We start from the raw sequence: 15,395 nt of genomic DNA, 5'->3' as shown, positions 1-15,395 counted from the left end.
TGGCCTTAGCGCAGAAAATCTCGCGTATTCGGCTTGGGTGATATCCGTCCCGCCTATAGTGGACACACCCTCCGTCCGTGACGCACCGTCGCCGTTCGGCGACGGACCGCACACACCCCCAGGGAGCCTCATGAGCCTGCCGCCGGATCTCCCGGCCCGCCGGTCCGGCACCGACCTGGGGGACCACCTGTCACTGCTGAGCCGACGCCGGCTGATCTTCACCGGGTGCGTGCTGGCCGGCGGCGCGGCCGGGCTGGGGCTCATGCGGCTGACGCCGCCCGCCTACACCGCCACCACGCAGGTGCTCGTCGCCGCCGTGGGCGTCCAGGAGCAGGGCAACCAGGTGACCAACCGGCAGCGCGAGCCGCTCAACCTCGACACCGAGGCGCAGGTCGCCGCCTCCGCCGTCGTCGCCGCCCGGGCCGCCCGGCTGCTGAAGACCACCGCGCCGGAGCCGGTCGAGGTGGCCGTGCCGCCCAACTCCGCCGTGCTGTCGCTGTCCGTCACCGCCGCCACCCCCGACACGGCGGCGGCCCAGTCCCGCGCCTACGCCGAGGCGTACCTCGCCAACCGCGCCGCCACCGCGCAGGCCGCGCTGGCGCTCCAGCAGAAGGCCATGCTGGCCAAGCTCAAGCAGGTCAACGCCACGCTCACCGCCGTCACGAGGCAACTGGAGACGCTGCGCAAAGGCACCGCCGAGCACACCCTGGCGAGCCACCGGCAGAGCGTGCTCAACCGGCAGGCCTACAGCCTGACGCTCAAGTACGACACGCTGAAGACGACGACCGTGACGCCCGGCTCGGTGATCAGTGACGCCGTCCCGCCCACGGACCCGGCGTCGCCCAGCCTCCCGCTGTTCCTGGGGACGGGACTCATGCTCGGGCTCCTGGTGGGCGCGGGGGCCGCCATGGCCCGCGACCGCCTCGACACGCGGCTACGCACCCCCGCCGACGTCGAGCGCCTGACAGGCCTCCCGGTCGTCGCCGCCCTGCCCCGCGGCGACCGCGGCACGGGGCGGAGGGAGCCGGGTGTCGCCCGGGGGGCACGCGCGGGGGGCACGGCGTTCGCGATCGCGGGAGGGGAGGACACGGACTTCTCGATCGCAGGTACGGACGGCGCCGGCTCTCCGGCCGTGGGCTTCTCAGCCCCAGGATCCCCGGTCGCGAGTACGGACGGCGCGGGCTCTCCGGGCGCGGGCTTCTCAGCCCCAGGATCCCCGGTCGCGAGTACGGACGGCGCGGGCTCTCCGGGCGCGGGCTTCTCGGTCGCGGATGCGGAGGGAGTGGGGGCTCCGCTCGGCGGACGACGCGCGGGGACGGCGCTTGGCGCGGGCGGAGTGGGCGGACGGCGCACGGGCACGGCCGGTGGAGAGGGCGGAGAGGGTACGCGGCGTGCGGGCGCGGCCCAGGGAGGCGACAGGGAAGGCCGGCGACGCGCGAGTGCCGGGCGCGCGGGCGTGGAGAGCACTCGGGGCGACAGGCCGGGCGGCGGGCAGGCCGGTGCGGCGCTCGCCGAGGCGCTGCACGAGCTGGCCAGCGCGGCGGTCGCGGCGTGTCCAGGCAAGCGGCTCCTGGTCCGCGCCGTACCCGCCGACCTCGCCACGACGACGGTGACGTCCTCCCTGTCGGCGGGCACCCTGCTGTCGGTCCTCGACGGCTCCGAAACGGGCGACCTGGCCCGCGCCGACGCCGCGCTGCTGCTGGTGGGGCTCGGCCGGGCGACGTCCACGGAGGTGCTGGCCGCCGCACGCCACCTGAGCAGGCACCGGGTGCCCGTCATCGGCGTGGTGACGACGTACGGCGAGCCCGTGTCGCCGGCCCTCGCCCAGGCGCGCTCGCAGACGGCGCTCGGCAAGCTGGTGGCCGGCTCCAGGCGCGACCCCGCAGCCCTCACCGACGGCGGCCCCCCGACCGACCCCGACGCGACCCTCCTCCGGCAGCCCACGACTCTCCGTCAGCCCACGACCACCTCCGACACGACCGGCGGACCCCGACGAGGGACGACCGACGCGTCCCCGCCCACCCCCCAGAACCGAGGAACGACCACCACCGTCCCGACCGGCTTCGGACACCTCAGCCCGACCAGTTCTGAAACGACCGGCTTCGGACACCGGGACGCGAACGGGCCGAGTGCGAACGGCTCCGTGCACGCCGACCTGACCGCGCCGAGCGCGACCGGTTTCGGCTACACGGACACGAACCGGCCGACCGCGACCGACCTCGGACACCCCGCCTCGCCCGGGTCGAGCACGACCGGCTTCGGGTGTCCACCGTCGGCCGCCCCGGACGCGACATCCCTCCGGCGGGCTGACCCGGCAGAAGAGGACACGACCGCACGCCGGTGGGCGCACACGGCCTCCCCCGAGACCGACCTGCCTCCCGGATCCGGGCACGCGTCGGTGCACCGAGCGGACCAGGACACCGAGCACGGCGCCGCCCTCTGGGCGGATCGCGGGGCCCGGCAGCCGACAGAGACGGGGGCCGACGGCTGGGCCCGGCGGGCGGGCGGGCCGACGGGTGGGCGGGGTGCGGATCGCCGGGTGAAGCGTGGGAGCGGGGACGACACCGGGCCCATGCGGGCGTCGCCCCGCCCTCCCGGTCTCCCCTCGTGAGAGGACCCGCGTGGCCCGTCGGCGCGCTGCTCCTCGGCTACCCCGTGTGGTGGGCGCTCGGGTTCGGCGGGCTGGCGGTGGTCGTGCTGGCCGTGCCGATGGCGGTCATCCTGTGGCGGCGCAGGCCGGTCCGGGTGCCGCGCGGGTTCGGGTTGTGGCTGCTGCTGCTCGCCGGCTACGGCCTGAGCGCGCTCATGCTGTCGGAGTCGCCCCCCGGCACCTACGGCGAGCTGGGCGCGGGCCGGGTCGTCGGCTACGCGATGCGGCTGGCCCTGTACGTCTCCGTGCTGATCCTCGTGCTCTACCTGGGCAACCTGACCGAGCGGGAGCTGCCGCAGCTCACGCTGGTGCGGATGCTCGGCGCGCTGTTCGTGGTGACCGTGGCGGGCGGGCTGCTCGGCGTGTTCGCCCCGGGTTTCTCGTTCACCTCGCCCGTGGAGCTGCTGCTGCCCGACTGGATCGGCGGCAACCCGTTCGTCCAGAACCTCGTCCACCCCACCGCCGCCCAGACCCAGAAGGTCCTCGGCTACGCCTCGCCCCGGCCGGAGGCGCCGTTCGAGTGGGCCAACGCCTGGGGCAGCAACGTGTCGGTGCTGCTGGTCTGGTTCGTGGTCGGCTGGTGGGTGTACGGCGGGCGGGCCCGCAGGGCGGCGGCCGTGGCGCTGGCGGCGCTGGCGGCCGTCCCCGTCGTGTACTCGCTCAACCGGGGCCTGTGGATCGGGCTCGGCCTGAGCGCCCTGTACGTGGTCCTGCGGGTGGGCGGCCGGGCCCGTCTGGCGCTGTGCGGGGCGGCGGTGGCCGGGGCTCTGGTGTTCGCGCTGAGCCCGCTGGCGGGGCTGGTCGGCCAGCGCCTGGACAATCCGCACTCCAACGACATCCGGGCGTTCACGGTGACGGCGACGATCAAGGCCGCCGCCCACTCCCCCGTGATCGGCTACGGCAACACCCGCAACGCCCTGGGCAACCACCGCACGATCACCACCGGCAAGACCGCCTGGTGCTCCGGCTGCGGCCATCCGCCGCTGGGCAGCGACGGCCAGCTCTGGCTGCTCGTCATCACGCAGGGCTTCACCGGCGCGGCCCTGTACGTCGCGTTCTTCGTCGGCGCGATCCGCCGCCACTGGTCCGACCGCAGCCCCGTGGGGCTGGCCGGGGTGCTGGTGATGGCTCTCGTGCTGCTCTACATGCTCGTCTACGACGGCCTGGTCACCCCCCTCATCCTCTATCTCATCTCCTTCGCCCTGCTGTGGAGGAACAGCTCGTGAACGACGCCAAGATCCGCCTGGGCTACCTCGACGACACGGTCCGCCTGCTCTACCCCGGTTCGGGCTCGCCCCGTGCCCACAGCCTGCTGCCGCATCCGCTGCTGCCGCGCCGCCTGGCGCCGCGCCGCTGGTGGCACGTCGGCCGTCGGCTCGTGGTTCCCGTCGAGGGGTCCATCTCGGCCCATCTGGGCGAGCTGTTCGGCGTTCCCGTGGAGACCGTCCTGCATGTGCGGCCCGCCCGGCGGGCCAACCGCAAGCCCGTCCTCGAGGCCCGCTCCGGCGGGGAGCTCCTCGCGTACGTGAAGGTGGGCGACACCGAGCGGACCGCCGCGCTGGTCGCCAACGAGGCAGCGGCGCTGCGGAAGCTGGCCGCCCTGACGCTCACGACCGTGATCGCGCCCACCGTGCTGCATCACGGCCGCTGGCGCAGCCTGGAGCTCCTCGCGGTCTCGCCCCTGCCCGTACGCCGGGGCCGGACGCTGCGTCCCGGCCGGCCCCGGGTGCCGGCCGAGCTGCTGACGGCCGCCGTGCGCGAGATCGCCGGCACCGGCGACCCCGGCAGAGCCGCCTGGCACGGCGACCTGTCGCCGTGGAACATCGCGCCGTCCTCCGACGGCCGGCTCCTGGTCTGGGACTGGGAGCGGTACGAGGTGGGCGTGCCCTACGGGTTCGACGCGGTCCACCACTTCTTCCAGCGGGCGCTGCGCCGGATGGACCCGGCGACGGCCGCGCGGGCGTGCCTGGCGCAGGCCGTACGGCTGCTGGCGCCGTACGGCGTGTCGGGCGCGCAGGCACGGCGGACGGCGCTGCTGTACCTCATCAAGCTGGCCGACCGGCACGCCGCCGACGGCCACAGTCCGCTGGGCCCGCCGGACGTGTGGCTCAGTCCCCTCGTCGACCATCAGGAGCTGCTGCCGTGAAGGCCGGGAAGCACGCGGTGCTGGCCATGTCGCGCACCGCCGGCAGGCTGACGTCCGGGGCGCGGCTGCTGCCGTCGTTCCTCATCGTGGGCGCGCAGCGGTGCGGCACCACGTCGCTCTACCGGGCGCTGGCCCAGCACCCGGTGCTGTTCAAGCCGGTGCTGCACAAGGGCGTCCACTACTTCGACGTCGGCTACGAACGCGGGCTGCCGTGGTACCAGGCGCACTTCCCGCTGCGGTCCGCCGCGTCGCTGCTGGCGGGCCGGCACGGCGCCCGGCCGCGGGCGTTCGAGTCGTCGCCGTACTACCTGTTCCATCCGCCGGCCGGTGAGCGCATCGCCGCCGACCTGCCCGGAGTGAAGCTGCTGGTCCTGGTGCGCGACCCGGTCGAGCGGGCCTGCTCGGCCCACGCGCACGAGCTGGCGCGGGGGTTCGAGACGGAGTCGCACTTCGAGTACGCCGTGGAGCTGGAGGCCGCGCGGCTGGCCGGGGCGGAGGAGAGCCTGCGGGCGGACCCGTACTCCCAGCACCACTCCCATCGCCACCACGCCTATCTGGCCCGCGGCCGTTACGCCGAGCAGCTCGACCGGCTGGAGCCGCTGTTCGGACGCGAGCGGCTCCTGGTGCTCGACAGCCACGTGTTCTTCGCCGAGCCGGAGGGCGTCTACGACCGGGTCCTGGAGTTCCTGGGCGTGCCGCACCTGGGCTACCCGGTCTTCGAGCGGCACAACGGCCGGTCGCGGCCCAAGGCGCTGCCCGAGTCGGTGCGGCGGCGGCTGAGCGACCACTTCGAGGTGTACGACTCGCGGCTCTCGCGCTGGCTCGGAGGCGAACCGTCGTGGCGTCGCTGACGCAGCACCTGCTCCGGCGTCCCCTTCCCGGCGGGGCGTCGCCGCTGGGGCAGGTGGCGCGGGCGGGTGCCGCCGGGCTGGCCGGGGCCGCCGCCGGGGCGCTGGCCCAGTTCCTCCTCGTGGTGATCGTCACCAGGGCGTTCACCGCCGAGCAGGCCGGGGCGTTCTTCACCGCCACCGCGCTGGCGCTCATGGCCGCCGGGGTGGCCAAGCTGGACGCGGGCAACGGGCTGGTGTTCTTCATCGCCCGGGCCGCCACCTACGACTACCGCGGCATATCCGGATATATCCGGGCGGCGCTGGTGCCGTGCGCGGTGGTCTCCGCGACCGCCGCCGCGCTGCTGTTCCCCCGGCTGGGGTTCCTGTCGCTGGCGCTCCCGGTCATCGTCGCGAGCGACGTGCTGCTGGCCGCCACCCGCGGTTTCGGCGCGATGCGGCCCACCGTGCTGCTCGACGGCCTGCTGCTGCCGGTGGCCCAGCTCGTCCTGGTGACCGCCGCCGCCCTCGCCGCGGTCCCCGCGTGGCTGCCGTTCGCCTGGGCGCTGCCGTACCTGCCCGTGCTCGTCCTCGCCGCGTACGGCCTGCGGGGCCGGGCGCCGCGCACTCCCTACCTGCCGGGCACGGCCCGCGACCTGTGGCGGCACACGGCCCCCAGATCGGTGGCGGGGGCGGTCCAGGCGGTGTTCCAGCGGCTCGACATCGTCGTCGTCGCCCTGCTCGGCGGTCCCGCCCAGGCGGCCGTCTACACGGCGGCCACCCGGTTCAAGGTCGTCGGCCAGCTCGCCGGCCAGGGCATGACGCAGGCCGTACAGGCTCGGCTCGTACGGGCGCTGGCGGACGGCGAGCACGCGCGCGCCCGCGAGCTGTACCAGGTGACGACGGCGTGGCTGGTGCTGGTGACATGGCCCGTCTGGCTGGGGTACGCCGCGCTCGCGCCGTGGGCGCTCGGCCTGTTCGGGCCCGCGTACTCGGCGGCGGTCCCCGTGGCGCTCGTGCTGGCCGCCACGATGATGGTGGCGACGGCGTGCGGCCTGGTGGACGTGGTCCTGACCGCCGCCGGGCACACCACGGCCAGCCTGGCCAACCTCCTCGCCGCCACAGCCGTGACGATCGCGCTCGACGTGGCGCTGATCCCCGGCCATGGGGCGCTAGGGGCCGCGCTCGGCTGGTCGGGCGGCACGCTGGTGAAGAACCTCCTGCCGCTGTGGCGGTTGCACCGCCGCTACGGCCTCCGCCCGTTCGGCCGCCACACGCTGACCGCCTTCCGCGTCCGCGCCTGGGCCACCGCATGACCGCCTGCCGGGCGCGCCCGTACCGCCGCACGAACGCCTGCGCCCCAGCCTGGGCCACCGCATGACCGCCGGTCCACCCGTTCTCGTCACGGGTCTGCCCAGGAGCGGTACGAGCTGGACCGGCAAGATGCTCACCGCCGGCCGCGAGGCCGTCTACGTCAACGAGCCGCTCAACCCCCAGCGCCCGCCCGGCCGCTCCCCCGGCGTCCTGCGGGCCACGGTCACGCACCGCTTCCAGTACATCTGCGACGACAACACCGGCGACTGGCTGCCCGCCTTCCGCGACACGGTCGCCCTGCGCTACCGGTTCGGCGCCGAACTGCGCGCCAACCGCTCGCCGCACGACCTGGCGCGGATGCTCAAGTACGGCACGTCGTTCACGCTGGGCCGCCTGGCGGGGCGGCGGGCACTGCTCGACGACCCGTTCGCGGTGCTGTCGGCCGGCTGGTTCGCCCACCGGCTCGGCTGCACGGTGATCGCGCTCGAACGCGACCCGGTCTCCTTCGTGGCGAGCTGGCAGCGGCTCGGCTGGACGGTCTCCTTCCATGAGCTCCTCGGTCAGCCGCTGCTGGTCCGCGACCATCCGGAGCTGCTGGAGCTGCGTCCGCTCGCCGACTCGCCCGACCGGGTCGCCAAGGCGGCCGCGCTGTGGCGGGTGACGCACCGGATCCTGGCCCGCACGCCGGGGATCCTGGTGGTGGGATACGAGTGGCTGGCGGCCGATCCGGTGGCGGGTTTCCGGCAGCTGTACGGGCACGCGGGACTGACGTGGTCGCGGGCCGCGGAGCGCCGGGTGCGGAGGGCGTGCACGGGCGGCGGTGGCGAGGGGCGTGGGGGGTTCGCCTGGTCGGGGCTGTCGCGGACGGCGTACCGGCGGATGGACTCCCGTCAGGCCCTGTCCAGGGCCGCCCGCGGCCTGACGGCCGAGGACGTCACCCGCGTCCGCCTCCTCACCGCCGCTCCCTGACCTCGGGACCGGTCAGGGGGCGGGGTGGCGGGTCAGGAGGCTGGTGGTGAGGAGGCGGGCGGCGAAGGGCAGGTCGTCGACGAGGTAACGGCGCGCCAGCCGTCCCGGCTCCGTCACCAGGCGGAACGCCCACTCCAGCCCGGCCCGCCGCATCCACCGGGGCGCCCGGGGCGCCGTGCCCGCCGCGAACGCGAGGGCCGCCCCGCAGCCCACGAACCAGGCGTCCGGGAGCCGCTCGCGCAGCGCGGCCACGAGCCGGTCCTGGCGCGGGAACCCGAGCCCCACGAACACGATCCGGGGCCGGGCCGCCACCACCCGGCGCAGCACCCGGGCCACCCCCTCGGCGGTGCGGTCGAAGGCGTACGGCGGGGACTCGACCCCGCAGACCCGCAGCCCGGGAAGGCGGCGGACGAGAGCCCGGGCCGCCGACACGGCCACCCCGGGCGGCCCTCCGAGCAGGTACACCGGCCACCCGCGCTCGGCCGCCGGCCCGCTCAGCGACCAGATCAGGTCGGCCCCGGTGACGCGTTCGGGCAGCGGCACGCCCAGGAGGCGGGAGGCCCACACCAGCGGCATCCCGTCGGCCACGACCAGGTCGGCGGTGTTGACCAGTTCCCTCAGGGCGGGGTCGGCGGCGGCGGAGCGGCAGATGTCGACGTTGGGCGTGACGATGCGTCCGCCGCGACCGGCCGCCAGCCCGGTCACGACGCGCGCCACCACCTGCGCCTCGCTCAACGCGTCGACGGTGACCCCTCCGACGACCACGCGGCGCGGCACCTGAAGCACCTGACCGACCCCTCCCGCCAGCGGCTCCGCCTCCGCGGATCCCTGTCTCGCGTGACTCCCGGACTCGGCAGGCCGGAGTGGCTCCACCGCGCCGCGCGCCTCGCCCCGTGAGACAGGACCAGACCCGGTCACGCGCGCCTCGCCGGACGCGACAGGACCGGGCCGGATCGCCCATGCCCGCCCGGTGAGACACGATCAGGCCGGGTCAAATGCCGTGTCCCCGGTCGTGGAGCAGCGCCAGGACCCTGGCCGCCGGGATCAGCCCGGCCGCCACCGCGAGCGCGATGGGCGCGCGCGGCTCCGACCGCCGGGCGGCGAACGCGCGCAGCGCCCAGCGTCCCGCCTCGCGCCGGTGGCCTAGGGCGGCGTGGTGGAAGGCGAGCTGGCCGTAGACGCGGGCCGCGCCGCGCGGGTCGGCGGACAGGCCGGCGTGCCGGGCCAGCATCCACTCCAGCCCGGCGATGCGCTCGCCCCATCGCGCCGCGTAGTGGGACGAGCCCCAGCGGACGCGCACCAGGGGACGGTCGACGTTCGCGAGGGGATGGCGGCGGGCGGCGCGCAGGGCGAGGTCCCAGTCCTCGTTCTGGCCGCCGGGGGCGCTCTCGTCCACCCACAGCGTGCCCCGCCGGAACAGGAACGTCGAGGAGTGGACCATCACCATGCGCGAGCGCAGCAGGTCGGCCTCGGTCACGGTGGTGGCTCCGGCCAGCCGCGGCACCAGCCGCCGGCCGTGCTCGACCTCGATGCCGCAGCTCGCGAACTCGGCGCCCGTCTCGGCCAGCGCGGCGACCTGGGCGGCGATCTTGCCGGGAAGCCACTGGTCGTCGTCGTCGCAGAACGCGACAAGGTCGGTGTCGGAGGCGGCGATCCCGGTGTTGCGCGCCCCGGGCAGACCCGGGGTGAGGCAGTTGGGCAGCACGCGGACGTCGCGGCCGGCCTGTGCCGGAACCCCGGCGAGCCGGTCGGCCACGGTCTCGTGCGGCGTGCCGTCGGCCACCACGACCACGGAGATCCTGCCCGGGTGCTCCTGCGCCAGCGCAGCGCGTACGGCGACGCCGAGGTGGCCGGGCCGGTCCCCACGCGTGGGGATCACGACGCCGACCGACGGCGCCGCCTCCCCGGCCGGCCGGGTCACGCCGTCACTCCGTGGTAGCCGTACCGGGACCGCAGCGGCCAGGTGAGGGCGGCGACCAGCCCGCGATGGGCGCCGGAGCGCCACGACTCGTCGAGCGCCAGCCCGACCGGCCCCACCGCGAACCGCATGGGGTTGCCCGACACCGTGTGGGCCGTGGTGATGTGCGCCGTCGATCCGGTGACGAACGGGAACTCGGCGCGCAGGCCGAGCCGGTGCGCGAGGCCCGTCAGCGTGGCCTCCGGCGCGGCGACGAGGTCCTCGTACCGCAGCCGGGTGACCTGGACGTCCGCTCCGCCCCGCCGGTCGCGGCGGGCGAGGAGGTCGAGGGCGACGTTCTGGGCGCTCCAGTGGAGCGCGGTGCGGGCGGGGCCCCAGCGGGTCATCGGCCGCCCGTCCTCGGGCCGGCGTACGGCCTTGCGCCAGGAGTGGGCGACGGCCCGCGGGTCGCGCACCACATGGACGACGTGGATGCTCGCCCCGCCCTCGGCCAGGCAGTGGGCCAGGGAGGCGTGCTTGCTGGAGTCGATGACGACGGAGGCGCCCGCGACCCGCGCGGCGGCGTCGTGGACGCGGCGGTAGGCACGGACGTACTCGTCCAGGTCGGGGTGGCGGATGCGCAGGACTCGGCGGGTGCGGTCGACCCGGCGGCGCAGCGCGAGGACCCGCTCGGCGAGCGGCCGGGTCCATCCGCCGAAGGCTTGCTCGCCGACGGCCGTCCAGAACGGGCAGGCGCCGAACGGCCGGCCGCAGCCGCACGGCTCACCGGCCAGGACGCCGCGGGCCCAGAGGTGCACGACCTCACCGAGGGGCGCCACGCCGGGCAGCTCCCCCAGCAGCCTCTCCAGCAGCGTGGTGCCGCTACGGCCGAGGCCGCCCAGGAAGACCACCCGGGTGGCAGTCGAAGGGTGAGTCACGGGGGATGGGCTTTCCTGGGCTAGTCGTTACACGGAACGTGACGAGACTAGCGCTGTGCGTAATGGGATCGTCGGTGAATCCCCAAAAGATCTAACCGAAAACGCCACCGGCCCCCGCCCCGGAAGGGGGCGGGGGCCGGTGGGACGCGGCGCGGGTCAGCGGGCTTCGAGGATCATGCCCGCGGCGACGGTGCCGTTGGTGGCCTCGTCCACGAGGATGAAGCCGCCCGTGAGCCGGTTGCGGGCGTAGTCGTCGACGAACAGCGGCTGCGTGACCCGAAGTGACACGCGCCCGATCTCGTTGAGGCCGAGCGAGGTGGCCTCCTCGTCGCGGTGCAGCGTGTTGACGTCGAGCCGGTAGTGGAGGTCGCGCACGAGTGCCCTGGCCGTTCGGGTGGTGTGCTTGATGGTGAGCTTGGTCCGCGGCGCCAGCTTGGCGGTGTCGGCCATCCAGCAGACCATGGCTTCGAGGTCCTGGGCCACGTGCGGCCGGTTGTTGGGCCGGGCGATCATGTCGCCGCGGGAGATGTCGAGGTCGTCCTCGAAGCGGAGGGTGACCGACATCGGGGGGAACGCCTCCTCGACGGGGCCGTCGAAGGTGTCGATGGAGGCGATCCGGGTGTTCAGGCCCGAGGGCAGGTGGACGACCTCGTCGCCCGGCTTGAGCACGCCGCCCGCGACCTGCCCGGCGTAGCCGCGGTAGTCGTGGAAGGCGTGGTCGTTGGCCCGCTGCGGGCGGATCACGTACTGGACGGGGAAGCGCACGTCGACGAGGTTGCGGTCGGAGGCGATGTGCACGTTCTCCAGGTGGTGCAGCAGCGACGAGCCGTTGTACCACGGCATGTTCTCCGAGCGGGAGACGACGTTGTCGCCGTTGAGCGCGGAGATCGGGATGAACGTCAGGTCGCCCACGTTGAGCTTGGAGGCGAACGCCGTGAACTCCTCGCGGATCTCCTCGAAGCGCTCCTGCGCGTAGTCGACCAGGTCCATCTTGTTGACGGCGAGCACCAGGTGCGGCACCCGCAGCAGCGAGGTCAGGAACGCGTGGCGGCGCGACTGCTCCAGCACGCCCTTGCGGGCGTCGATGAGGATGATCGCCAGGTCGGCGGTGGAGGCGCCGGTGACCATGTTCCGGGTGTACTGGATGTGCCCGGGGGTGTCGGCGATGATGAACTTGCGGCGCGGCGTGGCGAAGTACCGGTAGGCCACGTCGATCGTGATGCCCTGCTCACGCTCGGCCCGCAGGCCGTCGGTGAGCAGCGACAGGTCGGTGTACTCGGTGCCGCGGTCGCGCGAGGTGCGCTCGACCGCCTCCAGCTGGTCCTCGAAGATGGCCTTGGAGTCGAAGAGCAGGCGTCCGATCAGGGTGGACTTGCCGTCGTCGACGCTTCCCGCCGTGGCGAAACGCAGAATGTCCATCGGTTTTAGAAGTAGCCTTCCCGCTTGCGGTCCTCCATGGCGGCCTCCGAGGCGCGGTCGTCGGCCCTGGTGGCCCCGCGCTCGGTGATCCGGGTGGCCGCGATCTCCTCGATGATCTCCTCGACCGTGACGGCCGTGGACTGCACGGCCCCGGTGCAGGTCATGTCGCCGACGGTGCGGTAGCGCACCACGGCCTCGAACAGCGGCTCGTCATCGCCGCGCTGGACGACCTCGGAGTCGGGCAGCAGCATGCCGTCGCGCTCGAACACCTTGCGGGTGTGGGCGAAGTAGATCGACGGGATCTCGATGCCCTCGCGCCGGATGTAGTCCCAGACGTCGAGCTCGGTCCAGTTGGACAGCGGGAAGACGCGGATGTGCTCGCCCTTGCGGATGCGGGAGTTGTAGAGGTTCCACAGCTCGGGACGCTGGTTCTTCGGGTCCCACTGGCCGAAGTCGTCGCGGAAGGAGAACACCCGCTCCTTGGCCCGGGCCTTCTCCTCGTCGCGCCGGGCGCCGCCGAAGACCGCGTCGAACTCGTGCTCCTCGATGGCGTCGAGCAGCGTGGTGGTCTGCAGGCGGTTGCGCGAGGCGCGCCGGCCGGTGTCCTCGACCACGCGGCCCTGGTCGATCGAGTCCTGGACGCTGGCCACGATGAGCCGCGCGCCGAGCTCCTGGGAGCGGCGGTCGCGGAACTCGATGACCTCGTCGAAGTTGTGGCCGGTGTCGACGTGCATGAGCGGGAAGGGGATCGCCGCGGGCCAGAACGCCTTCTCGGCGATGCGTAGCATGACGATGGAGTCCTTGCCGCCGGAGAAAAGCAGACAGGGACGCTCGAACTCCGCCGCGACTTCGCGCATGATGTGAATGGCTTCGGCCTCGAGCACGTCGAGCTGCGACGTCGTGTAGTCGCGCTGGAGCATGGGAGCTTCCTCCGGCGGTTAGCGGTGCAGGTCCCGGATCCCGGCGAGCAGGGTAGACGCCAAGTCCGGTAGGGAAACAAGGATATCCGGTAGCGAGGGGTCCGGCCTGTTGTAGGTGAGCGGCGTGCCGTCGATGCGACTGGTGTGGGCTCCGGCGGCCTGTGCGACGGCCACCGGGGCGGCGGAGTCCCACTCGTACTGGCCGCCGGCGTGGACGTACGCCTCGACGTCGCCGGTGAGCACCGCAGAGATCTTCGCTCCGGCCGAGCCGATGGGCACGAGGTCGGCGCCGACGAGGTAGGCGAGGTTCTGGACGAACTCCGGCGGCCTGGTGCGGCTGACCGCGACGCGGAACCGGCCCCGCTCCAGGGCGGGCAGCTTGGGCGGCTCGGCGGTGCTGAGCGTGCGGCCCTGGGCGGGCAGCGCCACGGCTCCGGCCGTGAGCCGGTCGCCCTCCCACAGCGCGACGTGGACGGCCCAGTCGGACCTGCCCTCCTCGGCGAACTCCCGGGTGCCGTCGAGCGGGTCGACGATCCATACGCGGGGAGCGCTCAGCCGGCGCGGGTCGAGCCGGTCCTCGCGGCTGGACTCCTCCGACAGCACGCAGTCGCTCGGGCGCAGGCGCGACAGCGACTCCATGAGAAACACGTGGGAGGCCCGGTCGCCGAGGGCGCGCAGCCCGGCCGGGTCGGCGAAACCCTCGCGGTCGCGAAGCGCGAGCAGCCGCTCGCCTGCCTCCGTGGCCAGGTCGGCAGCGAGGGCATGGTCGTCGCGAATCGTCATCAGTAAGCTCCTTGCCCGCGGGCGACGGCCGACCAAGTCTTCCACAGGATCTGCAGGTCGAGCATGAGGGACCAGTTCTCCACGTAACGCAGGTCGAGGCGGACGGATTCCTCCCACGACAGGTCGGATCTGCCGCTCACCTGCCACAGACCGGTCAGGCCGGGGCGGACGAGCAGGCGGCGGCGCACGTCGTCGCCGTACCGGTCGACCTCTTCGGGCAGGGGCGGACGGGGGCCCACGAGCGACATGTGCCCGAGGACCACGTTGACGAGCTGGGGCAGCTCGTCGAGGGAGTGGCGGCGCATGAGAGAGCCGAGCGGGGTGACCCGCGGGTCGTTGCGGATCTTGAACAGTACTCCGTCGGCGTCGCTGACCAGGGTGATCTTCTGGCGCTCGGAGCCGCGCCGCATCGTGCGGAACTTCAGGATCGTGAACGATGCGCCGTCCCTGCCGACCCGGGTCTGCCGGAACAGGGCGGGGCCGGGGCTGGTCACGCGCACCGCGACGGCCAGCGTGAGCAGCAGCGGGGCCAGCAGGACCAGCAGGGCGGCGGCCACGACGCGGTCGAAGGCGTTCTTGACGAGCTGGCGGGCGCCGGTGAGCTCTGGGTGCTCGACGTGCAGCAGCGGGAGACCCGCGGCGGGCCTGATCGTCGTGCGCGGCCCGGCCACCTCCATCAACGCGGGCGCGACCACCAGCTCGGTGTGGGTGCGCTCCAGCCGCCAGGCGAGCCGGCGCAACGCCACGCCGTCCATCTCGGGGCAGGCCAGCACGGCCACGGTGTCGGCGCGGGCCTGGTCGACGACGATGGGAACGTCGCTGAAGTCGCCGGCGACGGGCACACCGGCCACGCATCCCCCGGCGCCCTCGGCGGGCAGGCAGGCGGCGACGATCTCCATGCCGTGGTGGCGCTCGCGCCGGAAGAGCTGCACCAGCTCGGCCACCGAGGCGGCGTGGCCCACGGCGACGACCCTGCGCATGCAGGCGCCGCGGGCCCGGCGCCGGTGCAGCGAGCGGCGCAGGGCGTACCTGAGCAGCAGCGTGAGAAGGGTGACCAGCGGCAGCGCGAGGACGACGTAACCGCGTGCGACGTCGGTCTTGGTCAGGTAGGAGCCGATGGCGGTGGCGGCGGTCAGCGCGACGCCGCACTGCACGACGCGGCGGAACTCGTCGGAGCCGATGCCGATCATGCGCGGCTCGTAGGCGCGGTTGAGCGCGACCGCGATGATCCACACCGCGGGCAGCAGGGCGCTGACCAGGAGGTACGGCGCGGCGTAGGGCGTCAGCTCGCCGAAGCGCAGGAAGAAGGCCCCGGCGGAGCCGGCCGCGGCGCCGAGCAGGTCGGACATGAAGGCGCGCGCCCGGTAGGTCCGCACCCATCCGGGCTGCCGTGGCCGTGCCGTCCATGAGGAGCCGGGCCCGAAGCCGACGACGGTCAGCAGGCCCTCGCCGTCGCTCACCGCAACGCCCCCCGTGATGAGTCCGTAACCGACAGTCACCAGATAGTAGCGTCAGCCACCTCGGCGTAGTCG

At 74.0% G+C, this 15,395-nt stretch carries 13 protein-coding genes; 6 read left to right on the top strand and 7 right to left on the bottom strand.

Features of this window, described 5'->3' with window-relative positions:
- Positions 1–130: 130 nt before the first annotated feature.
- From AB0H81_RS01660 to AB0H81_RS01635, 6 genes are all read left to right on the top strand, one after another.
- Positions 131–2,611, top strand: a complete 2,481-nt coding sequence (locus AB0H81_RS01660; protein WP_358367701.1) for a Wzz/FepE/Etk N-terminal domain-containing protein — start codon at positions 131–133, stop codon at positions 2,609–2,611.
- Positions 2,608–3,876: a hypothetical protein gene (locus AB0H81_RS01655; RefSeq protein ID WP_358367698.1), complete on the top strand. Its 1,269-nt coding sequence runs from the start codon at positions 2,608–2,610 to the stop codon at positions 3,874–3,876. The genes AB0H81_RS01660 and AB0H81_RS01655 overlap by 4 nt, the downstream gene beginning before the upstream one ends.
- Positions 3,873–4,796, top strand: a complete 924-nt coding sequence (locus AB0H81_RS01650) for a hypothetical protein (protein ID WP_358367695.1) — start codon at positions 3,873–3,875, stop codon at positions 4,794–4,796. Before AB0H81_RS01655 ends, AB0H81_RS01650 begins: the two co-directional genes overlap by 4 nt.
- On the top strand, positions 4,793–5,647 hold the full coding sequence (locus AB0H81_RS01645) for a sulfotransferase (RefSeq protein ID WP_358367693.1): 855 nt from the start codon (positions 4,793–4,795) through the stop codon (positions 5,645–5,647). The genes AB0H81_RS01650 and AB0H81_RS01645 overlap by 4 nt, the downstream gene beginning before the upstream one ends.
- The gene (locus AB0H81_RS01640) at positions 5,635–6,939 is read left to right on the top strand and encodes a lipopolysaccharide biosynthesis protein (RefSeq protein WP_358367691.1); all 1,305 of its coding nucleotides are present in this window, start codon (positions 5,635–5,637) and stop codon (positions 6,937–6,939) included. Before AB0H81_RS01645 ends, AB0H81_RS01640 begins: the two co-directional genes overlap by 13 nt.
- A 61-nt stretch (positions 6,940–7,000) precedes the next feature.
- Positions 7,001–7,906: a sulfotransferase gene (locus AB0H81_RS01635; protein ID WP_358367688.1), complete on the top strand. Its 906-nt coding sequence runs from the start codon at positions 7,001–7,003 to the stop codon at positions 7,904–7,906.
- A gap of 12 nt (positions 7,907–7,918) precedes the next feature.
- Here AB0H81_RS01635 and AB0H81_RS01630 read toward each other — a convergent pair whose 3' ends face one another.
- From AB0H81_RS01630 to AB0H81_RS01600, 7 genes are all read right to left on the bottom strand, one after another.
- Positions 7,919–8,683 (bottom strand): WecB/TagA/CpsF family glycosyltransferase, encoded by a 765-nt coding sequence (locus AB0H81_RS01630; protein ID WP_358367685.1) that lies wholly within the window; start codon positions 8,681–8,683, stop codon positions 7,919–7,921.
- Between the two features lie 214 nt (positions 8,684–8,897).
- A complete protein-coding gene (locus AB0H81_RS01625) occupies positions 8,898–9,827 on the bottom strand; it encodes a glycosyltransferase family 2 protein (RefSeq protein ID WP_358367684.1) in 930 nt (309 codons plus the stop codon).
- Positions 9,824–10,741, bottom strand: a complete 918-nt coding sequence (locus AB0H81_RS01620; protein ID WP_358367681.1) for a sulfotransferase — start codon at positions 10,739–10,741, stop codon at positions 9,824–9,826. The genes AB0H81_RS01625 and AB0H81_RS01620 overlap by 4 nt, the downstream gene beginning before the upstream one ends.
- Positions 10,742–10,897: 156 nt before the next feature.
- Complete coding sequence (gene cysN / locus AB0H81_RS01615; RefSeq protein ID WP_358367679.1) at positions 10,898–12,160, bottom strand: sulfate adenylyltransferase subunit CysN; 1,263 nt, start codon at positions 12,158–12,160, stop codon at positions 10,898–10,900.
- A gap of 5 nt (positions 12,161–12,165) precedes the next feature.
- Complete coding sequence (cysD, locus tag AB0H81_RS01610; RefSeq protein WP_175602983.1) at positions 12,166–13,080, bottom strand: sulfate adenylyltransferase subunit CysD; 915 nt, start codon at positions 13,078–13,080, stop codon at positions 12,166–12,168.
- A gap of 18 nt (positions 13,081–13,098) precedes the next feature.
- Complete coding sequence (locus tag AB0H81_RS01605) at positions 13,099–13,863, bottom strand: 3'(2'),5'-bisphosphate nucleotidase CysQ (protein WP_358367675.1); 765 nt, start codon at positions 13,861–13,863, stop codon at positions 13,099–13,101.
- A complete protein-coding gene (locus AB0H81_RS01600; RefSeq protein ID WP_358367775.1) occupies positions 13,863–15,212 on the bottom strand; it encodes a sugar transferase in 1,350 nt (449 codons plus the stop codon). Before AB0H81_RS01600 ends, AB0H81_RS01605 begins: the two co-directional genes overlap by 1 nt.
- Positions 15,213–15,395 lie beyond the last annotated feature (183 nt).

It is taken from the genome of Nonomuraea sp. NPDC050691, assembly GCF_040654455.1.
In the GTDB taxonomy this organism is placed as follows: domain Bacteria; phylum Actinomycetota; class Actinomycetes; order Streptosporangiales; family Streptosporangiaceae; genus Nonomuraea.
The sequence above is the reverse complement of the archived record's forward strand: the minus strand, read 5'-3'. Positions and strand labels throughout refer to the sequence as shown.